Source organism: Edaphosphingomonas laterariae, from assembly GCF_900188165.1.
Taxonomy (GTDB): Bacteria; Pseudomonadota; Alphaproteobacteria; order Sphingomonadales; family Sphingomonadaceae; genus Sphingomonas_E; species Sphingomonas_E laterariae.
The window spans coordinates 171,649-193,329 of sequence record NZ_FZOS01000001.1; the positions used below are offsets into that span (position 1 = coordinate 171,649).

The window sequence follows — 21,681 nt, forward strand, 5'->3', positions numbered from 1 at the left end:
TCGCATTGGCGGCTTGCCTAGGTTACGAATAGAGAACATAAATACATACAAAATACAGAAGGTCGCGTCACAAGGGGCAAGAACAGCGATCCGGCCGCAGGCCGGCAAGGGAGCGCCATGTTAGGGGGAACGTTGGCGGGCAGGTCTGCTTGGCTGGTCAGCATGCTCGGCTTTGCCGCGCTGGCCGCAATGGCGATGATCCTGTTTGCGGTTGGGTTGAGCGGTGCCGCAGGCGGCGCCCCCGCCGTCGCGTCCACCGCTTCGCGCGGCAGCAATGCCATCCACCTCGGCGTAGCATCCTGCTCTGGCTCCACCTGCCACGGCCGCAGCGAAAATGACGGCACCGTCGTCCGCCAGGACGAACTGATGCGCTGGCAGGAAGAATCCTCTCCGTCCGGCGCGCACAGCCGCGCGTTCCGCGTGTTGAGCGAACCGCGCAGCCAGGCGATCGCCCAGCGGCTCGGCATCGGCTCCGCCACCAGCGCGCCGATGTGCCTCGGCTGCCATGCCGATCCTGTGTCGGCTGGCCAGATCGGTCCGCGTTTCCAGCTTTCGGACGGCGTGGGCTGCGAATCCTGCCATGGCGGTTCGCAGAACTGGATTTCCAGCCATTATGCGGTCGGCGCCACCCATCAGGGCAATGTCGCCGCCGGCCTCTACCCACTGACCAATCCGCGTGCGCGCGCCGACAAATGCCTGGATTGCCATTTCGGCAGCGATCGGCCCGGGCAGTTCGTCAACCACCGCATCATGGCCGCAGGCCATCCGCGCGTGTCGTTCGAACTCGATCTCTTTTCGACCCTCCAACAGCATCATGACGACGATGCCGATTATGTCCGCCGCAAGGGCAAGATCAGCAATGTCCGCATGTGGGCGGTGGGCCAGGCCTCCGCGCTCGATCGCGCGCTCTCGCTCTATTCGAACCAGAAGATCGCGCAGGACGGCATCTTCCCCGAATTCTATTTCTTCGATTGCCACACCTGCCATCGCAGGATTTCCGATGACGCGAACTTCCGGGCGACGGCCGTGGCCAATCCGGCACGGCCGATCCCATCCGGCATGCCCGCCTTCAACGACGAAAACATGATCATGCTCACGGCGGCGGCGCGGGCGGCGGCCCCGGCGCTTGCCGGCCGCCTCGATGCGGACAGCCGCGCCTTCCATGCCGCACTGGCCACCGACCGGGCATCGGCGGTGCGCGCGGCTGGCAAGCTGCGCGCCACGGCAGAAGCGTTGGCCAACAGCTTCGCCGCGACCGAATTCAGCCGCGCGCAAACCTTCGCCATCGTCGATGCCGTTGCGTCCAACGCCGTGACGGCGCGGCTGACCGATTATGAAGGCAGCGTGCAGGCTGTGATGGCGACCGACACGCTGCTCAACGCGCTCGTCAACTCGGGTCAGGTTGGCGCCGGTTCGGCCGCCGCGATCCGGGGCGATATCAATCAGGCCTATGCGGCGGTGCGCGACCCGAACAGCTTCCGCCCCGCCGAATTCCGCGCAGCGCTCGGCCGCGCCGCCAATGCCATAAGGGCCCTTCGCTGATGTTGCGTAGCCGTGTAACCGCGTTCCTCTGCGGTGCGTCCCTCCTCCTCGCCTCCTGCGGCGGCGGCGATGGGAACAGCAACCAGCCTACGCCTACGCCGACACCCACCCCAACGCCGACGCCGACCAGCTATTATGGTGTCCCGGCGCAGGAGGCGTTGACGACGGCCGACGTCCAGAAGGTTCTGGCACAGGCGATCGAAGAGGCCGCCGCACGCAACAAGCCGTCGGTCATCTCGATCGTCGATCGTGTGGGCAATGTGCTTGCGGTCTATGCGATGGCCGGCGCGCCGCTGACACTGACCATCCAGTCGCCCACCGAACGTGGCCCGGTTACGGCCGGCGATGCCGAAGGGCTCAATGTTCCCGTCGATGGCGCCATTGCGGCAGCGGCGATCGCCAAGGCCATCACCGGCGCCTATCTTTCGTCGGGCGGCAATGCCTTTACGACCCGCACCGCCAGCCAGATCGTCCAGCAGCATTTCCCGCCGGCACCGAATGCGGTGGGGCTGGAAAGCGGCCCGTTGTTCGGGGTTCAGTTCAGCCAGCTTCCCTGTTCCGATCTGTCGGCGCGCTTCAACGGCGTCGCCTCGCCTGACAGCTTCATCGGCCCGAAACGCTCGCCGCTGGGCCTCGCTGCCGATCCGGGCGGAATGCCGCTCTACAAAAATGGTGTCGTGGTCGGCGGCATCGGTGTCATGTCCGATCCGCTCTACAGCTATGACGCGAACATTCTCGATATCGATGCCGATGCGGACGAGTTTATCGCGATCGCCGGCCAGTCGGGCTTCGAACCGGCGGAAACGATCCGCGCCAACCGCATCACGGTCGACGGCACCTCGCTGCGCTATGCCGATGCCACCGCTGCCGGCCTGCTCAAGCAGCCGTCAGCGGCCCGCCCGTTCGCGCAACTCAATACGGCTGCGATCGGCCAGCTTCTGCCGATCAACGGCTATTTCAACGGCACCATTCAGGCCGGCCAGGCTTATGGCAGCGAAGCCTCCGGCGTTCGCGCCTCAACCGCCGCCGAGCGCAGTTCGGGCAGCACGATCAACAATCCCGACGCCTTCATCCTGACGGACGGGTCGGGCGCCAACCGCTTTCCCATCCGCGCCGGCACCGATAATGGCGATGTCAGCCAGCCGCTCACGGCAGCCGAAGTCCGTGCCGTTCTGGAAGAAGCGTTTATCATCATGACGCGCGCGCGCGCGCAGATCCGCCAGCCGCTCGACAGCCGCGCGCAGGTGTCGATCACGGTGGTGGATACGCGTGGCGTCTCGCTCGGCCTCGTGCGATCGCCCGACGCCCCGATTTTCGGCACCGATGTCGCCTTGCAGAAGGCGCGCACGGCCGCCTTCTTCTCGGGCCCGCACGCGGCCGGCGATCTGTTGGGCAATCCTTCGGCCGATGTGCAGGGCAATGTCGCGCGCGCCCGCACCTTCTTCAACGACCCGCAATTCCTGACGGGCGACTTGGCCTTCGGCGATCGCACGGTCGGCAATCTGTCGCGGCCCTATTTCCCGGATGGCGAAGTCGGTCGCGCGGCCGGCCCCTTCTCGCGCGAATTCGCGTCGTGGAGCCCGTTCAACACCGGGCTGCAATCGGCGCTGATCATCCAGAATATCCTCGATCATGTCGGCTTCGTGCTGGGCGCCTCGGCTACGGATACACCGCGCCGCTGCACCGCCACGCCCGATGCGGCAGCCGGCCAGAACCGGCTTCAAAACGGCATTCAGATCTTCCCGGGCAGCGTGCCGATCTATCGCGGCAACGTCATCGTCGGCGCGATCGGCGTGTCGGGTGACGGCATCGATCAGGACGACATGATCTCGTTCCTGGGCACGCACAATGCCGGTGTCCGCGTTGGCGGCATTGGCAATGCGGACCCGGCATCACGGTCCGATCAGGTCCAGATCGGGTTGAGCGACGGGCGGAAGGTGCGGCTGCGCTACATCGCCTGCCCCTTCGCGCCGTTCCTCGACACCACCGATCAGAACGTCTGTTCGGGGAAATAGCGATGGCGCTACTCTCCGCCCCGTTGGTGCAGCTCGCGGTGATCATGACCGGACATGGCCCGCTGGCAACGCCTCCGCCCGAGGTCGCGCCGTCCGACGATCTGCCAGCCGAAACCAAGCAGACCCCGCCGGTGCTGGAATTGACGCTGGCCATGTCCGATGCGCCGGCGCAAACCGCGCCCGCCCCGGTCGACACGCTCGTCCTGACGCCTGACATGCAGGCCGAAGCCCCCACTCCGCCAGCCATCGATGCCGAGGATGCGCTGATCGACGGACGCAGGCGCCCCGGTGTGGAAAAGGGCCTGCCCGAACCGATCGTCCAGGAAAATGCGGGTGCCGTGCGCCCGCCGCCACCAGAAGCGTTTCCGACCGATCAGTTCCCGATCCCGGATCGCTGGCGGCTGGTGAAGGCGCTTTGCCCGGACAAGAATTTCGCGGGCGTGCAGGCCGTCTGCCACTCCGCCTGGGATCCCTATAACCAGAACTTCCTGAAGGGCGATCGGCCGATCGACCTCAGATCCAAGCCAAGCTGGCTGCCGATCACGGGGGATGACTGGTTTCTGGTCGTCAACGGCACGTCCGACACGATCGTCGAACCGCGCTCTTTCCCGCAGCCGGTGGGCGTACAGACAACGGAAGATCCTGATAGTCTGGACGTGTTCGGGCGTGACGACAGCATCGTCGCGGCGCAGACCTTCATCTTCGGCGCTTCGCTGATCAAGGGATCGACCGCCTACAAGCCGCCGAACGTCGAATATCGCGTCATCCTCGCCTACAATATCAACTATGTGGACGTGAAGCAGCGGCGCGTCCTGCATGTCGAGCCGTCGAAGAAGAGCCACCGCACCGATTCCTTCCTGGGCGTGCAGGAAGCCTTCATCGACTATCACTTCCGCAATGTTTCGGACCGCTTCGATTTCGATTCCGTGCGCGTCGGCGTGCAGCCCTTCAACATGGATTTCCGGGGATTCCTGTTTCAGGACAACCAGTTGGGCGTGCGTCTGTTCGGCAATCGCGACAATAATCGTTTCCAATATAATGTCGGCGCGATCTGGCGGCTGGAGAAGGACACCAATTCCGGCCTGAACAGCGTCGTGCAGACACCGCGCGACGATTTCATTTTCTACGCGAACGCCTTCCGTCAGGACTTCCCGTTGCCGGGCATCACCAGCCAGGTCAGCGCGACGCTCAACATCAACCGCGAGGGTGATGGCGAAATCGAGGTCGACGATAACGGCTTCCCCGTGCGCCCCGCCCTGCTCGGCAGCCTGCGCCCACGCGATTATGACGTCACCTATCTCGGCTATGCCGCCGACGGACGGATCGGCCGGCTCAACCTGACGACCTCGATCTACGGTGCCTTCGGCGAGGACCGGAACAGCTTCTTCACCGACAAACCGGCCGATATTCGCGCGTTCTTCGGCGCTGCGGAGCTCAGCTACGATCATAACTGGATGCGCTTCCGCCTGTCGGGCCTTTACGCGTCCGGCGACGGCGATCCTTATGACAATAAGGAAACCGGGTTCGACGCGATCTTCGAAAACCCGCTCTTCGCCGGCGCCGACACAAGTTATTGGGTCCGTCAGACCGTGCCTTTTGCCGGCGGCGGCCGCGCGGTTTCGATCAACGGCCGCAACGGTATTCTCAACTCGCTGCGTTCGTCGAAGGAACAGGGCCAGTCCAACTTCAACAATCCCGGCACGATGCTGGTCGGCGTCGGCGGTGATTTCGATCTGACGCCCACGTTCCGGGTTTCCGCCAATGTGAACCATCTCTGGTTCGAAAACACGGCAACGCTGCGCGCGCTCCGCGTCGAAGGCAGCATCCCCAAGGAAATCGGGTGGGATTATTCGGTGTCGACGGTCTGGCGCCCGTCCGCCGTCCAGAACGCGGTGTTCCGCCTCTCGGCGGCCGTGCTCGATCCGGGCCAGGGCTTTTCCGACCTCTTCTCCAACAATCAGGGCGACGATCGTTATTATTCCGTCCTGTTCAACGCGATCCTGACATTCTGATGGCTATGGGGGCGAACATTCTGACGCGAGCCGTGAACCGGGCGGCGCTGGGGGCGCTGGCCATGGCCGCCGCGATCGGCCTTTTCGGCGCGGCGCAGGGGATTGCGGCGGAAGGCGAAAAGCCCCGCAACATCAAATATGCCTTCACCCCGCCCGCCCCGCAAAATCAGGGCTGGGCCGAAGCCGACGAAAAAAGCGCGGGCTGCGTCACCTGCCACACCGCCAGCGATCAGAAGACGATGCATCGTTCGCCCGCCGTCGTGCTCGGCTGCGTCGATTGCCATGGCGGCGATGCCAAAATCGTGGGCGACGCGTCCCTGCCGCACGACGCGCCGGCCTATGTTGCCGCGCGCGACAAGGCGCATGTCCTGCCGCGTTATCCCAAGAGCTGGCATTGGCCGTCATCCGCCAATCCGCAGCGCAGCTACACACTGCTCAACCGTGAAGCGCCGGAATATGTGCGCTTCGTCAACCCATCGGATTATCGCGTCGCGCGCGAGGCATGCGGCGCCTGCCATCTCGATGTTATCGAGGCGGCCGAACGCTCGCTCATGTCCACGGGTGCGATGCTGTGGGGCGGTGGCGCCTATAATAACGGCATCGTCCCCTACAAGAACTACATGTTCGGCGAGGCCTATACGCGCGACGGTCAGCCCGCCCAGCTGAAATCGCCCGGTTCGCCGCACGGCACGGTTACCGAGGCCGAGGCCAAGCGCGGCGCGCTGGCGACCATGTATCCGCTGCCAACCTGGCATGTGATCCCGCCGGGCGACATCTTTCGCGTGTTCGAGCGCGGCGGCCGCAATATCGGCACCCAATTCCCGGAAATCGGCCTGCCCAACATCGGCGGCACCATCCAGCGCCTTGAAGAGCCCGGCCGCCCCGACCTGCGCCAATCCAACCGCGGTCCGGGAACGGGCCTGCGCGTCGCCATTCCCGTGCTCAATATCCACAAGACCCGCCTCAACGATCCGTTCATGTGGTTCATGGGCACCAACGACCAGCCCGGCGATTATCGCAATTCGGGCTGCGCCGGCTGCCACGTCATCTACGCCAACGATCGCGAACCGCGTCACAGCCTGACCTACGCGAAATATGGCCGCGACGGGCAGACCGCCACGGTCGATCCGACGATCGCCAACAAGATGGAAGCCGGACATGGCGACAGCCATGGCGATGGCCATGCCGCTGTCGCGCCCAACGCCAACAAGGGCGGCGGCGCGGATAGCGTTCCGCACCCGGTGGGCACCGGCATCAAGGAAAAGGGCCACCCGATCCAGCACGCCTTCACGCGTGCCATCCCGACCGCCCAGTGCATGAACTGCCACATGCACCAGCCCAATATCTTCCTGAATTCCTACCTCGGCTACACGATGTGGGATTATGAATCCGACGCACCATTGATGTGGCCGAACCCGGATAACCCCTTGCCGCCCCCGCACGGCAAGCCGGCGGATCATTACAAGAAACAGCGTTATCCCACCGCTGCCGAAGTGCACGCGGTGCTCGATCGCAATCCCGAAGGCGCATCGCCGCGCGGCCTGTGGGCGGACGTGGATTTCCTGCGCAACGTCTACGACAATGTGAACCTGCGTGCGAAGGACACCCAGTTCGCCGACTATCACGGCCATGGCTGGAACTTCCGCGCCATCTTCAAGCGTGATCGCGAAGGCAATCTGCTGGATGCCGACGGCAAAGTCGTGCGCGCCGACGATCCCGAAAAATTCCGCCTCTATCGCAAGAACGACGCCGGCCAGTTCGTCGACGAGCGCGGCAATGTCGTCGATCCCTCGGACCCCGACCTCGATCTCAAGGCGAAGAAGCTCTTCGCCGATGTCGGCGAACAGCCCGGCAAGGCCGTCCACATGATGGACATCCACGCCGAAAAGGGCCTGCAATGCGCCGATTGCCACTTCGCGCAGGACAGCCATGGCAACGGGCTGATCTATGGCGAAGTCGCCAACGCGATCGAAATCGGCTGCAAGGACTGCCACGGCACGGCCGACGCCTATCCGACCTTGCTGACATCGGGCCCGGCGGCTCCGCCGAGCGGCAACAATCTGGCACTGCTGCGCAATGCCGACGGCAAGCGCCGTTTCGAATGGGTGGAGCGCGGCGGCCAGCGCGTCCTCATTCAGCGCTCGATCATCGATCCCAAGCTCGAATGGGAGGTCAGCCTCGTCAAGGATGCGGTGACGGAGGGCAATCCGCACTTCAACCTGAAGGCGGCCCGCGCCAAGCTGATGTCGAAGCAGGGCGCCGAAACCGGCAAATATGCCTTCGGTCCGGGCGTCGCGATGGAAGATCGCGCGCACAAGGATCCCGACATGGCCTGTTTCACCTGCCACCTGTCGTGGACCACGTCCTGCGGCGGCTGCCACCTGCCGATCGAGGCGAACTGGAAGACCAGCAGCCACAAATATGACGGCATCGAAACGCGCAACTTCGCGACCTACAACCCGCAGGTCGCGCGCGACGAGATGTTCCAGCTCGGCCGGCACCAGACGACCAAGGGCAACCAGATCGCGCCGATCCGGTCCACTTCGGCGCTGGTGCTCTCGTCGACCAATATCAACCGCGAGCGGATCTATATCCAGCAGCCGCCGATCTCGGCGATCGGCTTCTCGTCGCAGGCTTTCGCACCGCACTTCCCGCACACGGTGCGCAAGACCGAGACGAAGACCTGCACCGATTGCCACCTGTCCGCCGCGAACGATAACAATGCGATCATGACGCAGACGCTGCTGCTAGGCACCAACTTCGTCAACTTCGTCGGCATGAACGCGTGGACCGGCCTCGAAGGCGGTTTCCAGGCGATCCGCGTGACCGAGTGGGACGAGCCGCAGGCGGTGATCGGCTCCTATCTCCACAAATATGCCTATCCGGATTACTGGAAGGCGCATCAGGATCATGGCCGCGAACTGATCGAATGGCGGCGCGGCAAGCCGTTCGACAAGAAGCTGTCGGGCGAACGTTACGCCATGGAGGAATTCGCCAACACCCATCAGGGCACGTCCGATGGCGTCCGCTGTCTACAGCTGCGCGGCGAATATATGTTCGTGGCGCAGGGCAAGGGCGGGTTCGAGGCCTATGACGTGGCGTCGATCGCCAACAAGGGCTTCTCGGAACGGATCATCACCGCGCCCGTCTCACCGCTTGGGCAGGGCACGAAGGTCAAGTCGACCAACGCGACCTGCATGGCGCTGCCGACGATGCAGGCCATCGCGCCGACGCGGAACACGCCGGAACTTCGCGAGCTCAATCAGGAACAGCCATTCCATCCGATCTACCATTACGCCTTCGTGACGGACTCGGCGGAAGGCCTGATCGTGGTCAATGTCGACACGCTGGCCGATGGCGAACCGCGCAACAATTTCTTCAAGCGCGATGTGACCTGGAACGAGAATGGCGTGCTCAACGGTGCCCGCCACATCACGCTCGGCGGCCATTATGCCTATATCACGGCCGATGCCGGGCTTGTGGTCGTCGATCTCGATGATCCGCTGAAGCCCCGCCTTGCGGCGGTGCTGCCGGTTCGCGATGCCCGCGCCTCGGCGATCCAGTTCCGCTATCTGTGGGTCACCAGCGCCGATGGCGTGCAATTGTTCGACGTCACGACCCTCGGCTCGCCCAGGGCGATCCCCGAAGCCACGGTGCCGTTGGCCAATGCCCAGCGCCTCTATCTCGCGCGGACATTCGCCTATGTCGCCGCCAAGCAGGACGGTCTCGTCATCCTCGACGTCAAGAACCCGGAAAAGCCGACGATCTACCAGAAGGTCGATTTCGCCGGGACTTCGCACCCGCTCAACGATGCGGAAGACGTCATCGTCGGCACCACCAATGCTTCGCTGTTCGCTTATGTCGCGGACGGACGTAACGGCATGAAGATTCTCCAGCTGACGTCGCCGGCCAGCCAGCCGAATTTCTACGGCTTCTCGCCCGCGCCCAGGCCGGAATTGATCGCATGGGCCAAGACGAATTCGCCGGCGCTCGCGCTTTCCAAGGGGCTGGATCGCGATCGCGGCGTGGACGAAAGCGGCGGCCAGATCGCCATCTTCGGCCGGCTCGGATCGCGCCCCTTCACCCGCCCGGAAATGGAGCGGTTGTTCCTCAACCGGAAGGGATTCCCCTACAAGGTGGTCGACACGCCATCCTTCGCCGATTGGGTGCCCGCGCGCAGCGCCGGGCGATAACCGAAAAAGATCGAGCCCGCCGACACGGCGGACGGCGGGCTCGATTTCAAATATTCCAACGATAATCTCGCTGAAATGGCGATCAGTGGGATTTGCTCGCCATAGCGGTATGTTGTTCGGCCTGGCTGATCATGCCATCGGCGTTGCTATCCGCCTTGGCGAACCACGCGGATTTCTTGGCCGCGAATTCCGCCGCCGATAGCGAACCATCGCCATTGGTGTCCGCCGCCTTCCATTTCGCCGGATCCTTGGCGCCCGCCTCGGCCATCGACAACTGGCCGTTGCCGTCCTTGTCGTGCTTGGTCCATTCAGCCTGGGTCGAGGCGTCGAATTCCGCCTTGGTGATCTGACCATTGCCATCGGCATCGGCGGATTTCCCGCCGCCCGCGAACGCGGGCACGGCAAGGGCCATGGCCCCCGCCGCCAAAAGCGCAGCATATTTCATCTTGCTCTCCTGTCGCACGGTCGATCGGCCGCCGCCGATGCAAGGGCGCGGCCGTGTTCGATCGCGTATCAACCGTTGGCGAGAGCGATGTTTCCCTGAAAAGCGGCCGCCCGTGCCTTATTCGACGGTAACCGATTTTGCGAGATTGCGCGGCTGATCCACGTCCGTGCCCTTCGCCACGGCGACATGATAAGCGAGCAACTGCACCGGAACGGCATAGACCAGCGGCGCGATCAACGGGTGAACGCGCGGCATCTCGATCGTCGCGATCGTGCCCTCGCCCGCTGCGGCAATGCCTTCGGCGTCGGAAATCAACACCACCTTGCCGCCGCGCGCCTGCACCTCCTGCATGTTCGACACCGTCTTGTCGAACAGCGGCCCGGACGGCGCGATCACGATCACCGGAACATGTTCGTCAATCAGCGCGATCGGGCCATGCTTCATCTCGCCGGCGGCATAGCCTTCGGCATGGATATAGCTGATTTCCTTCAGCTTCAACGCGCCTTCCAGCGCCATCGGATAATCCGGCCCGCGACCGAGATAGAGCACGTCGCGCGCCTTGGCGATCAGCGGAGCCAGCGCCTCGATCTCGTCGTCATGGGCAATCGCCGCATTCATCGCCGCCGGCGCCTCGGCGAGGTGGCGAACGATTTCCTGCTCTTCCTCACGGCTCAGGCGCCCCTTAGCGCGGGCGAAATTGGCGGCAAGCGCCGCCAGCACGGCCAGCTGGCAGGTGAAGGCCTTGGTGGATGCCACGCCGATTTCCGGCCCGGCATGGGTGGGCAACAGCAGATCGGCCTCACGCGCCATCGAACTGGTCGGCACATTCACCACGACCGCGATCTTCTGGCCGGCGGCACGCGCATGGCGCAGCGCCGCCAATGTGTCCGCCGTCTCGCCGGACTGGCTGATGAACAGCGCCAGCCCGCCATCTTCCAGCACGGGTTCACGGTAACGGAATTCGGATGCGACATCCAAATCCACCGGCACGCGGGCAAACTGCTCGAACCAGTATTTCGCCACCATGCCGGCATAAAAGCTGGTGCCGCAGGCGACGATCGTCACGCGACGGATCTGGGTGAAATCGAATTCGGGGATCGGCAGCGAAACCTCGCCCGCCAGCGGCCGCAGATAGGATCCCAGCGTCTGCGCCACGACCACCGGCTGCTCGAAGATCTCCTTCTGCATGAAATGGCGATGGTTGCCCTTGTCGATCATCGCGCCGGTCAGGCCCGAAATCGTCGTCGGCCGGTCGACAACCTGGTTGTCGCGATCGTGGATCGTCACGCCGTCTCGGGTCAGCACCGCCCAGTCGCCCTCGTCGAGATAGGCGATCTTCTGGGTCAGCGGAGCGAGCGCCAGCGCGTCCGAACCGAGATAGGTCTCGCCTTCGCCATAACCCACCACCAGCGGCGCCCCAAGGCGCGCGCCGATCAACAGGTCGGGATGGCTGCGGAACAGGAAGGCGAGCGCGAACGCCCCGTGAAGCTGCGGCAGCACCTTCTTCACGGCGTCGACCGGGCTCAGCCCGCGCTGAAGCTCGCGGTCGACCAGATGCGCGACCACCTCGGTGTCGGTCTGGCTCGCGAAGGTCCGCCCTTCGGCGATCAGCGCGTCGCGCAGCGGCTTGAAATTCTCGATGATGCCGTTGTGAACCAGCGTCACCTCACCCACGACATGGGGGTGGGCGTTGTCCTCGGTCGGCGCGCCATGCGTCGCCCAGCGCGTGTGCGCGATGCCCACCGTTCCATCGAGCGGCTCGGCAGCGAGCTTCCGCGCCAGATTGTCCAGCTTGCCCTCGGCACGGCGACGAGCCAGCACGCCATTTTCAACGACCGCGACGCCGGCGGAATCATAGCCCCGATATTCCAGCCGGCGGAGCCCCGCCAGCAGCCGATCCGCCACGTCTTCACGCCCGATGATACCGATGATGCCGCACATATTTTCGGTCCGTCCCTGAAATTGGTGGAAGCGCCCTGGCCTCTCAGCCTGCCTTCTTCTTCGCTGCCATCGCTGCGCGGAAACGCGCTGCCCAGCCCGTCTTTATCTCCTGCGCGCCCCGTGCGACGCCGAGCGCATCGGCCGGCACGTCGCGCGTCACCACCGATCCCGCGCCGACAATGGCGCCATCGCCGATCGCGACCGGTGCCACCAGCGCGCTGTTCGATCCGATGAACGCACCCGCCCCGATCTTCGTCGGATATTTGAAATAGCCGTCATAATTGCAGGTGATCGTGCCAGCGCCGATATTGGCGCCCTCGCCCACGTCGGCATCGCCCAGATAGGTCAGGTGGTTGGCCTTGGCCCCCGTGCCCAGCCGCGCCTTCTTCATCTCGACGAAATTGCCGACCTTAGCCTTTTCACCCACGTCCGCGCCGGGGCGCAGGCGAGCATAAGGCCCGATCTGGGCGCCGTTGCGTACCGTCGCCCCCTCGATATGGGAAAAGCCGTGGATCGTCACCCGGTCGCCAATGCTGACGCCGGGGCCGAAGAACACCTGCGGTTCGATCACCACGTCACGGCCGATCGCGGTGTCATGCGCGAACCACACGGTTTCCGGCGCGATCAGCGTCGCGCCGTCCGCCATCGCCTGTGCTCGGCGGCGTTGCTGCCACTCGGCCTCCACGCCGGCCAATTCGGCACGGCTGTTGACGCCCGCAACTTCCCAGGCCTCCGCCTCGATCACCGCCGAACGCCGCCCATCGGCCGCCGCGAGCATCACGATATCGGGCAGATAATATTCACCGGCCGCATTATCGTTGCCAACGCGCGCCAGCAGCGCCCACAGATCGCGCCCTCGCACCGCCATCAGCCCGGAATTGCACAGCGTCACCGCGCGCTCGGCTGGGCTCGCATCCTTGAACTCGACCATCTTGGCGACCACGCCGTCCTCGGCGATGATCCGCCCATAAGCCAGCGGATCGGTGGGTCGGAAACCCAGGACAACGCTGGCGGGGCGATCATCCGCGTTCAGGCGATCGAGCATCCGCGCCATGGTTTCGGCACGCACCAGCGGCACATCGCCATAAAGCACGAGGACATCCCCGTCGAAATCGCCGAGCGCCGCTTCGGCCTGCTGCACCGCGTGGCCCGTGCCCAATTGTGGTTCCTGCACGACAACCTTCGCCGCATCCGCCACCTGCCGCTCCACCTGATCGCGGCCCGCGCCGACGACGACGACCTTCGCCGCCGGGCCGAGCAGATCGGCCGAGGCCATCAAATGGCTCAGCATCGGCCTTCCGGCGATGGGATGCAGCACCTTGTGGAGATCGGATTTCATCCGGGTGCCCTTGCCGGCGGCCAGAATCACCGCGGCGAAAGGGCGGGTTTGCGTGCTTTTCGGATCGGCCATGCCGGTTCCCTGCCATAGTGCGCTTGCCAACGCCATAAGCGCCGAGTGAAAGGAGGCAAATGAACGATTTTCCCTTCGCCGTGGTCGCTTTCGACCTTGATGGCACGCTCGCCGATACCGCGCCCGATCTCACGGCGGCGCTCAACCATGCGCTTCAGGCACTCGGCCGCCCGCCCGTTCCGGCGGAAGATGTCCGCCACATGGTCGGCCACGGCGCCCGTGCGCTGCTCAGCAAGGGCCTAGCTGCCACCGGCGAGGTCAACGAAGAGCTTATCGAGCGCGGATTTCCCATCTTCCTCGAATATTATCAGTCCCATATCGCCGATCATTCGCGCCCGTTCGAAGGGCTGGAGGCCGCACTCGACGCGCTGGCCGCACGCGGCGTGAAGCTCGCCGTCTGCACCAACAAGCTCGAAGGGTTGAGCCGCGAACTCATCGACACGCTCGGCTGGAAGGACCGCTTCGTGGCCCTTGTCGGCGGTGACACGCTGCCCGTCCGCAAGCCCGATCCCGCCCCGCTGTTCGCCGCGATCGAGCGCGCAGGCGGCGGCCGTGCCGCTTTTGTCGGCGATTCGATCACCGATACCGACACGGCGAAGGCTGCGGGCATTCCCTGCGTTGCCGTCAGCTTCGGCTTTTCCGATCGCCCGGCGGATCAGCTCGGCGCCGATGCCCTGATCGACCATTTCGACGATCTTATCCCCGCGCTGGAACGCATCGCCGGCTGAAATCCGCTGAATGCTGCATGGCACGTGTAACAAACCCGCCATAAGATGCAGGCCATGCAACCACCTGCCCCGCTTCGTATCCTGCTCACCTGCATCGCCGCGATCGTCGGGTTCGGCCTGGCCTTCATGCTCGGCGCGGGGGGCGAACCTGCCGCACTGACCGGTGCGATCGCCGCCTTGGGCGCGTGGTTCGCCTGGCACGCCCACGCCCCCGAACCCAGCGTCGAGCCCGCCGGAGACGAAACGCCCCAGCCCAGCTTGGACGAGGTGATGGAGGCGATCGACGATCCCATGTTGCTGGTCAGCGGGCAGATCGTCACCGTCGCCAATGCCGCCGCGCGCGCGGTTCTGGGCGATCACATCATCGGGGAAGACGTGCGGCTGGCGATTCGCCACCCGGCGGCGACCGACAGGCTGACCCTCCGGCGCACGGCGGACGATGGCGCCGATGACGCACCGATCGAACTGGTCGGCATCGGCGATCGCGAACGGCGGTGGGAACTTGTCGTCCATCCCATCTGGGGGCGCGGGCTGCTCGTCCGGTTGGCGGATCGCACCGGCACCCATGCCGCCGAAAAGATGCGCGTCGATTTCGTCGCCAACGCCAGCCACGAACTGCGCACGCCGCTCGCCACCCTGCTCGGCTTCATCGAGACGCTGGAGGACGGCAAGGCCGCCGAAAACCCCGCGACGCGCGGCCGTTTCCTCAAGATCATGTTCGGCGAAGCCAAGCGGATGCAGCGTCTTGTCGACGATCTGATGTCGCTGTCGCGCATCGAAGCGGAAAAATACAGCGTGCCGCAAACCCCCGTCGCGCTTGCCCCGTTGATCGAGGATGTGCGCGGCGCTTTCCACAATGGCATCGTCGAAAATGGCGATCGCGTCGTCGTCGACATTGCGGCCGATGTCCCGCCGATCTCGGGCGACAAGGTGCAGATCTCGCAACTCCTGCACAATCTCATCGGCAACGCCCTGAAATATGGCCGTCCCGGCTCTCCAGTGCGGGTCACGGTCAAGCCGGCGTCGGGCAATATGGTGAAGCTGTGCGTGCGCGATGAGGGCGAAGGCATTCCGGCCGAACATATCCCGCGACTCACCGAGCGATTCTATCGCGTCGATCCCGGCCGCAGCCGCTCGCTGGGTGGAACGGGCCTTGGCCTGGCCATCGTGAAACATATCGTCGAGCGGCATCGCGGCAGGCTGGAAATCCGCAGCGAAGTGGGCCGTGGAACATTGGTGAGCGTGTTCCTGCCCGCCGCAATCGCACCCCAAATGGGGGCGCTGTCATCAAAGAGTCACGCAAACGTCACAGAGGGCACCCCGAACCGCACTAGCGCGCACATCGACCCGGCTTGATCCCGGTTTCGAGGGAGGACGATTTGGCTAAGTTTCACTATCTGATCGGCATGGCGGCGCTGGCGCTGGCCGGATGCCAGGGCGAAGGCGGCGCTGGCGATGCCGGCGGCGGCTCGCGCGATCAGATCCGCGCGGTCGGTTCGTCCACCGTCTATCCCTTCACCACGGCCGTTGCCGAACAGTTCCCGCGCAAGTTTCCGTCCTTCAAGGCGCCGATCGTCGAATCGACCGGCACGGGCGCGGGCCTCAAGCAGTTCTGCGCCGGCGTCGGCGCGCAGTTCCCCGACGTGGCGAACGCGTCGCGCCGCATCAAGAAGTCCGAACTGGAAGACTGCACCAAGAACGGCGTGACGGAGATCGTCGAAATCCAGGTCGGTATCGACGGCATCGCACTCGGCGAAAGCAAGGCCGGCGCCAAAATGGCGCTGAGCGAGGAAGACATCTACAAGGCGCTTGCCGCCACGCCTTATGGCAAGCCCAATACCGCCAAGACCTGGAAGGATGTGAACGCGGCCCTGCCGGCAGTCGCCATCAAGGTTTTCGGCCCGCCGCCGACCAGCGGCACGCGCGACGCCTTCGCCGAACTCATCCTCGAAAAGGGTTGCGACGCCAATGCGGAGATGAAGACGCTCAAGGAAGCCGACAAGGACAAGCACAAGGAAGTGTGCACCAAGGTCCGCGAAGACGGCGCCTATGTCGAATCCGGCGAAAACGACAATCTCATCGTCCAGAAGCTCGTCGCCAATCCCGATGCGCTGGGCGTGTTCGGCTACAGCTTCCTCGAGGAAAATCTCGACAAGGTGCAGGGCGTAAAGCTTCAGGGCGTCGAGCCCACCTACGAAACGATCGCCAGCTACAAATATCCCGGCGCCCGCCCGCTCTTCATCTACGTCAAGAGCGCGCATCTGAAGGCCATTCCCGGCCTGAAGGAATTTGTCGGCGAATATGCCAACGCCTGGAACCCCGAAACCGGCTATCTGAAGCGCCGTGGCCTGATCGCCGCGCCTGACGACGTTCGCGCCAAGAATGTCGACATCGCGACCAAGCTGACCCCGCTCGATCCGGCCACGATCGACTGAACCCTGCCCGCCCCGGCGGCAGCGCCGGGGCGGCACCTGCAACGACACGGAAGGCCTGAGCCTTGTCCAACCTCGCCATCCTGTTCCTGATCCTGGGCCTCGGCCTCGTCGCGTGGCTCACCGCCCGCGCGAAGGCCGCCGGTTTCCAGCCGGTCGGGGGGATCCGGCCGCACAGCCGGCCCAACCATCATGGCTGGTATGTCGCGCTGTGGGCGATCGTCCCGGCGCTGATCTTCCTTGCCGTGTGGAGCAATATCGCCCCGGGCCTGACCATGGCGGCCGCGATCGACACACCGGCGGGGGCCACCCTGCCGGCAGCGGGCATGGAACGTTCCGCGATCCTGGCCGAGGTGCGCGGGCTCGCTTCCGGTCGCGTTCAGGGCGGCTTCTATCCGCTCGCGCAGGAAATGGTGCCGGCCTATCAGGCCGCGCAGACGCGCTACGGCATCGCCGCCGCCGCACTGGCCGTGATCCTGGCGCTGGCCGGCGGGGCCTTCGCCTTCACCCGCCTGCGGCCCGATTTCCGCGCGCGCACCCGGGTCGAACGGGTCGTGATGATCGGCCTGCTCGTCGCATCGCTCATCGCCATCCTCACCACGATCGGCATCGTCGGTTCGCTGCTGTTCGAAACGATGCGCTTCTTCTCCAAGGTGTCGCCGGTCGAATTCCTGTTCGGAACGACATGGAGCCCGCAGACCGCGATGCGCGCCGACCAGGTCGGCTCGTCCGGGGCTTTCGGCGCGATCCCGTTGTTCTGGGGCACGATCTTCATCGGCGCGATCATCGCGATGGTCGTCGCGATCCCGCTGGGCATGATGAGCGCCATCTATCTGACGCAATATGCCGCCCCCGGCGTCCGCAAGTGGATGAAGCCGGTGCTCGAAGTGCTCGCCGGCGTGCCGACCGTCGTCTACGGTTATTTCGCCGCGCTCACGGTGGCCCCGGCCATCCGCGATTTCGCCGCCTTCCTTCACATCCCCGGCGCCTCGTCGGAATCCGCGCTCGCCGCCGGCCTTGTCATGGGCATCATGATCATCCCCTTCGTCTCGTCGATGGCGGATGATTCCATCGCCGCCGTGCCGCAGGCGATGCGCGATGGCAGCCTCGCCATGGGTGCCACCACATCCGAAACGATCAGCAAGGTGCTGGTTCCGGCGGCGCTTCCGGGCGTCGTGGGCGGCGTGCTCCTCGCCGTCAGCCGCGCGATCGGCGAAACGATGATCGTGGTGATGGCCGCCGGCCTTGCCGCCAACATGACTGCAAACCCCTTCGCCAGCGTGACCACGGTGACCACCCAGATCGTTCAGTTGCTGACCGGCGATCAGGAATTCGACAGCCCCAAGACGCTCGCCGCCTTCGCGCTGGGCCTGGTGCTGTTCATCGTCACGCTGCTGCTCAACATCGTCGCCCTGCGCGTCGTGAAGAAATATCGGGAAGCGTATGAATAGTCCGATCCCCGTGCCTGCCACGCCGCGCACGCCGACCGACTGGAACAGCCCGGCGATGCAGAACCGCATCCGCCGCCGCTACGCCGCGGAACGCCGCTTCAAGGCGCTGGGCCTCGTCTCCATCCTGGTTTCAGCCGCCTTCCTCGCCTTCCTGCTGATCACCATGGTCGGCAATGGCGCGCGCGGCTTCACGCAGACCGAGATCCGGCTGCCGGTCGATTTCGCGCGCTCGACGCTGATGCTCGATCCCGCGGCGCTCAAGGGCTTCGGCGCTGATGCCGCGCTCGCCGGCGCCGACATCGAAGGCGTCACCGCTGCTGCGGCGGACGCGGCCTTCGGCGACGGCGGCGCGCGCCTGCTCTCCGACGGCGCCTGGCTCAGCGTGCGCGAAGCGATCAAGGAGCGTCCGGAAGTCCTGCAAGGCAAGGCGGATATCTGGGTGCCCGCCGCCACGTCGGTCGATCTCGCCGCCAAGGGCGATGGCGACGCTGCCGGGGAAGCCGCTTATGCGCGGTTGAAGGCTGCCAATGCGGTGCAGACCGGCATCAACCTGACCTTCCTCACCAAGGCGGATTCCACGGATCCGACGCTCGTCGGCATCTGGGGCGCGCTCAAGGGATCGCTGGTCACGATGTTCGTGACGCTGATCCTGGCCTTCCCGATCGGCGTGCTCTCCGCGCTCTATCTCGAAGAATATGCGCCCCGGAACCGCTGGACCGATCTGATCGAGGTGTCGATCAACAATCTGGCGGCGGTGCCGTCGATCATCTTCGGTCTGCTTGGCCTCGCGGTATTCCTCAACTTCATGCACCTGCCGCGCTCGGCGCCGCTGGTCGGCGGCCTTACGCTGGCGTTGATGACGATGCCCGTCATCGTCATCGCCGGCCGCAACGCCATCAAGTCGGTTCCGCCGTCGATCCGCGATGCCGCGCTCGGCATCGGCGCCAGCCGCGTGCAGGTGGTGTTCCATCATGTGCTGCCGCTCGCGCTGCCGGGCATTCTCACCGGCACGATCATCGGCATGGCCCGCGCGCTCGGCGAAACCGCGCCGCTGCTGATGATCGGCATGCGCGCCTTCCTCGCCTCGCCGCCGGGCGGCATCACCGATCCGGCGACCGTGCTTCCCGTCCAGATCTTCCTCTGGTCGGATGAAGTCAGCCGTGGTTTCGTCGAAAAGACGTCCGCTGCGATCATCGTCCTGCTGGTCTTCCTGCTCGCGATGAACGGCCTCGCCATCTATCTTCGCAATCGCTTCGAAAGACGCTGGTAATGAACGACCACACGCTCAACGACATTGCCGCGCATCAGCCTGCCGCGACCGAAGGCACGCTCAAGATGGCTGCGCGCAACGTCAACGTCTTCTACGGCGCCAAGCAGGCGATCCGGGACGTCTCGATCGACGTAACGCAGGAAAATGTGACGGCCTTCATCGGCCCGTCGGGGTGTGGCAAGTCCACCTTCCTGCGCACGCTGAACCGGATGAACGACACCGTGGCTTCGGCCCGCGTCGAAGGCCAGATCACGCTCGATGGCGAGGATATCTACTCCCCGTCGATGGACGTGGTGCAATTGCGCGCCCGCGTTGGCATGGTGTTCCAGAAACCGAACCCCTTCCCCAAGTCGATCTACGAAAATGTCGCTTATGGCCCGCGCATCCACGGCCTTGCCGCCGCCAAGGCCGACATGGACCAGATCGTCGAAAAGTCGCTGAAGCGCGCGGGCCTGTGGGAAGAAGTGAAGGATCGCCTGACCGACAGCGGCACCGCCCTCTCCGGCGGCCAGCAGCAGCGCCTGTGCATCGCCCGCGCCATCGCGGTCGATCCCGAGGTGATCCTGATGGACGAACCCTGTTCGGCGCTCGATCCCATCGCCACCGCCAAGATCGAGGAACTGATCCACGAACTGCGCGGCCGCTATGCGATCGTGATCGTCACGCACAACATGCAGCAGGCGGCCCGCGTGTCGCAGCGCACCGCCTTTTTCCACCTCGGCACGCTCGTCGAATATGGCGACACGTCCGAGATCTTCACCAATCCCCGCGAAACGCGGACCAAGGATTACATCACCGGCCGTTACGGCTGAGGAGACGCGATAGATGGCCACCACCGGGCACACCGTAAAGGCATTCGACGAAGATCTCGGCCAGCTGCGTGCGCTGGTCGCCGAAATGGGCGGCCGGGCCGAAGCTGCGCTCGCGGGCGCCATCCAGGCGCTCGTCCGGCGCGATCTCGAGGCCGCCGCCGCGATCATCGAGGATGACAAGAAGATCGACGCGCTCGAGGTCGAGATCGAACGCCAGGCGATCCGCCTGATCGCGCTGCGCGCGCCGATGGCGGACGATCTTCGCGACGTCCTCGCCGCGATGAAGATTTCGGGCGTGATCGAGCGCATGGGCGATTACGCGAAGAACATCGCCAAGCGCGTCCACATGCTCAACGACGTCAAGGGTATCGAGCCGATCTCGATCCTGCCGGCGATGGCGCGATCGGTGTCGGACATGGTTCACGCCGTGCTCGATGCCTATGCCCGCCGCGACGCCGAAGGCGCGGTGCGCGTCGCCGAAAGCGACCGTACGGTCGATGATTTCTACAACAGCATCTTCCGCACGCTGCTGACGCACATGATGGAAAACCCGCACACCATCACCGCGTCGACGCATCTGCTGTTCATCGCCAAGAACCTCGAACGCATCGGCGATCACGCAACCAACGTCGCCGAGATGGTCTATTACGCCGCCACCGGCAAGCAGATGGCCGAGCGCGCGAAGGGCGAAGACCCCCTCGCCGCCGAAGAGGAGTAAGACGCATGGCCCGTGCCCGCCTGCTGCTCGTCGAGGACGATGCCGCGCTGGCCGAACTGCTCGTCTGGCATTTCGAGCGCGAGGAGTTCGAGGTTGAACACACGCCCGATGGGGAAGAGGCCTTGCTGCTCGCGCAGGAAAGCCCGCCCGATCTCGTGCTGCTCGATTGGATGATCGAAGGCCTGTCGGGGATCGAGGTCTGCCGCCGCCTGCGCCGCCTGCCCGATACCGCCAATGTGCCGATCATCATGCTCACGGCGCGCGGCGAGGAAGAGGATCGCGTGCGCGGGCTCGAAACCGGCGCGGACGATTATGTCACCAAGCCCTTCTCTCCGCGCGAGCTTGTCGCGCGTGTCGGCGCGGTGCTGCGCCGCGTGCGCCCCGCGCTCGCCGGCGAGCGGCTGAACTATTCGGACATCGAGATGGATACGGTGAGCCACAAGGTTCGCCGCGATGGCGCCACCGTGCCGCTCGGCCCCACCGAATTCCGGCTGCTCAAGCATTTCCTCGAGCATCCCGGCCGCGTCTTCTCGCGCGAACGGCTGCTCGATTCGGTCTGGGGACGCGACAGCGACATCGAACCCCGCACGGTCGACGTCCACATCCGCCGGCTTCGCAAGGCGATCAACGATGGCGGTCGTCCGGATATCATCCGCACCGTCCGCTCGGCGGGCTACGCGCTCGACGCCGAAGGCGCGCTCTAAAAGGTTC

The 21,681-nt window shown here is 65.0% G+C and carries 15 protein-coding genes; 12 read left to right on the plus strand and 3 right to left on the minus strand.

What is annotated here, in order from left to right:
• Window positions 1-117 precede the first annotated feature (117 nt).
• The 4 genes from CHB74_RS00730 to CHB74_RS00745 all read left to right on the plus strand — a co-directional run bounded on the left by CHB74_RS00730 (window position 118) and on the right by CHB74_RS00745 (window position 9,762).
• Window positions 118-1,542, plus strand: coding sequence for a multiheme c-type cytochrome (locus CHB74_RS00730; RefSeq protein WP_089217685.1), 1,425 nt, complete (start codon window positions 118-120; stop codon window positions 1,540-1,542).
• Window positions 1,542-3,557, plus strand: coding sequence for a heme-binding protein (locus tag CHB74_RS00735; RefSeq protein ID WP_089217686.1), 2,016 nt, complete (start codon window positions 1,542-1,544; stop codon window positions 3,555-3,557). The genes CHB74_RS00730 and CHB74_RS00735 overlap by 1 nt, the downstream gene beginning before the upstream one ends.
• 215 nt (window positions 3,558-3,772) lie before the next feature.
• Complete coding sequence (locus tag CHB74_RS00740) at window positions 3,773-5,569, plus strand: hypothetical protein (RefSeq protein ID WP_245842549.1); 1,797 nt, start codon at window positions 3,773-3,775, stop codon at window positions 5,567-5,569.
• Window positions 5,569-9,762 carry a hypothetical protein gene (locus CHB74_RS00745; protein WP_089217687.1) on the plus strand — a complete coding sequence of 1,398 codons (4,194 nt, stop codon included), beginning with the start codon at window positions 5,569-5,571 and terminating at the stop codon, window positions 9,760-9,762. The genes CHB74_RS00740 and CHB74_RS00745 overlap by 1 nt, the downstream gene beginning before the upstream one ends.
• Window positions 9,763-9,844: 82 nt before the next feature.
• On the opposite strand, the gene CHB74_RS21865 is transcribed toward CHB74_RS00745, so the two are convergent.
• From CHB74_RS21865 to glmU, 3 genes are all read right to left on the minus strand, one after another.
• Complete coding sequence (locus CHB74_RS21865; protein ID WP_089217688.1) at window positions 9,845-10,207, minus strand: EF-hand domain-containing protein; 363 nt, start codon at window positions 10,205-10,207, stop codon at window positions 9,845-9,847.
• Between the two features lie 117 nt (window positions 10,208-10,324).
• On the minus strand, window positions 10,325-12,148 hold the full coding sequence (gene glmS / locus CHB74_RS00755; RefSeq protein ID WP_089217689.1) for a glutamine--fructose-6-phosphate transaminase (isomerizing): 1,824 nt from the start codon (window positions 12,146-12,148) through the stop codon (window positions 10,325-10,327).
• Between the two features lie 43 nt (window positions 12,149-12,191).
• Entirely contained in the window at window positions 12,192-13,559 is a 1,368-nt protein-coding gene (gene glmU / locus CHB74_RS00760; RefSeq protein ID WP_089217690.1) for a bifunctional UDP-N-acetylglucosamine diphosphorylase/glucosamine-1-phosphate N-acetyltransferase GlmU, read from the minus strand.
• A gap of 59 nt (window positions 13,560-13,618) precedes the next feature.
• Between glmU and gph the strand changes: the two genes are divergently transcribed.
• The 8 genes from gph to phoB all read left to right on the plus strand — a co-directional run bounded on the left by gph (window position 13,619) and on the right by phoB (window position 21,674).
• Window positions 13,619-14,287 (plus strand): phosphoglycolate phosphatase, encoded by a 669-nt coding sequence (gene gph, locus CHB74_RS00765; protein ID WP_089217691.1) that lies wholly within the window; start codon window positions 13,619-13,621, stop codon window positions 14,285-14,287.
• A 54-nt stretch (window positions 14,288-14,341) separates the two neighbouring features.
• The gene (locus CHB74_RS00770) at window positions 14,342-15,643 is read left to right on the plus strand and encodes a sensor histidine kinase (RefSeq protein ID WP_089217977.1); all 1,302 of its coding nucleotides are present in this window, start codon (window positions 14,342-14,344) and stop codon (window positions 15,641-15,643) included.
• 23 nt (window positions 15,644-15,666) lie between these two features.
• Window positions 15,667-16,722 (plus strand): substrate-binding domain-containing protein, encoded by a 1,056-nt coding sequence (locus CHB74_RS00775; RefSeq protein WP_425442222.1) that lies wholly within the window; start codon window positions 15,667-15,669, stop codon window positions 16,720-16,722.
• 62 nt (window positions 16,723-16,784) lie between these two features.
• Window positions 16,785-18,170 (plus strand): phosphate ABC transporter permease subunit PstC, encoded by a 1,386-nt coding sequence (gene pstC, locus CHB74_RS00780; RefSeq protein WP_089217693.1) that lies wholly within the window; start codon window positions 16,785-16,787, stop codon window positions 18,168-18,170.
• Window positions 18,163-19,440, plus strand: a complete 1,278-nt coding sequence (pstA, locus tag CHB74_RS00785) for a phosphate ABC transporter permease PstA (RefSeq protein WP_089217694.1) — start codon at window positions 18,163-18,165, stop codon at window positions 19,438-19,440. Before pstC ends, pstA begins: the two co-directional genes overlap by 8 nt.
• A gap of 65 nt (window positions 19,441-19,505) precedes the next feature.
• Window positions 19,506-20,252 (plus strand): phosphate ABC transporter ATP-binding protein PstB, encoded by a 747-nt coding sequence (pstB, locus tag CHB74_RS00790; protein ID WP_218821366.1) that lies wholly within the window; start codon window positions 19,506-19,508, stop codon window positions 20,250-20,252.
• Between the two features lie 13 nt (window positions 20,253-20,265).
• Window positions 20,266-20,970 carry a phosphate signaling complex protein PhoU gene (gene phoU, locus CHB74_RS00795; protein ID WP_089217696.1) on the plus strand — a complete coding sequence of 235 codons (705 nt, stop codon included), beginning with the start codon at window positions 20,266-20,268 and terminating at the stop codon, window positions 20,968-20,970.
• Between the two features lie 5 nt (window positions 20,971-20,975).
• The gene (phoB, locus tag CHB74_RS00800) at window positions 20,976-21,674 is read left to right on the plus strand and encodes a phosphate regulon transcriptional regulator PhoB (protein ID WP_089217697.1); all 699 of its coding nucleotides are present in this window, start codon (window positions 20,976-20,978) and stop codon (window positions 21,672-21,674) included.
• Window positions 21,675-21,681: the final 7 nt, after the last annotated feature.

Coding starts and splice junctions, on each gene's coding strand:
- CHB74_RS00730 (WP_089217685.1), top strand. CDS start 118: ATGTTAGGGGGAACGTTGGCGGGCAGGTCTGCTTGGCTGGTCAGCATG.
- CHB74_RS00735 (WP_089217686.1), top strand. CDS start 1,542: ATGTTGCGTAGCCGTGTAACCGCGTTCCTCTGCGGTGCGTCCCTCCTC.
- CHB74_RS00740 (WP_245842549.1), top strand. CDS start 3,773: ATGCAGGCCGAAGCCCCCACTCCGCCAGCCATCGATGCCGAGGATGCG.
- CHB74_RS00745 (WP_089217687.1), top strand. CDS start 5,569: ATGGCTATGGGGGCGAACATTCTGACGCGAGCCGTGAACCGGGCGGCG.
- CHB74_RS21865 (WP_089217688.1), bottom strand. CDS start 10,207: ATGAAATATGCTGCGCTTTTGGCGGCGGGGGCCATGGCCCTTGCCGTG.
- glmS (WP_089217689.1), bottom strand. CDS start 12,148: ATGTGCGGCATCATCGGTATCATCGGGCGTGAAGACGTGGCGGATCGG.
- glmU (WP_089217690.1), bottom strand. CDS start 13,559: ATGGCCGATCCGAAAAGCACGCAAACCCGCCCTTTCGCCGCGGTGATT.
- gph (WP_089217691.1), top strand. CDS start 13,619: ATGAACGATTTTCCCTTCGCCGTGGTCGCTTTCGACCTTGATGGCACG.
- CHB74_RS00770 (WP_089217977.1), top strand. CDS start 14,342: ATGCAACCACCTGCCCCGCTTCGTATCCTGCTCACCTGCATCGCCGCG.
- pstA (WP_089217694.1), top strand. CDS start 18,163: ATGAATAGTCCGATCCCCGTGCCTGCCACGCCGCGCACGCCGACCGAC.
- pstB (WP_218821366.1), top strand. CDS start 19,506: ATGGCTGCGCGCAACGTCAACGTCTTCTACGGCGCCAAGCAGGCGATC.
- phoU (WP_089217696.1), top strand. CDS start 20,266: ATGGCCACCACCGGGCACACCGTAAAGGCATTCGACGAAGATCTCGGC.
- phoB (WP_089217697.1), top strand. CDS start 20,976: ATGGCCCGTGCCCGCCTGCTGCTCGTCGAGGACGATGCCGCGCTGGCC.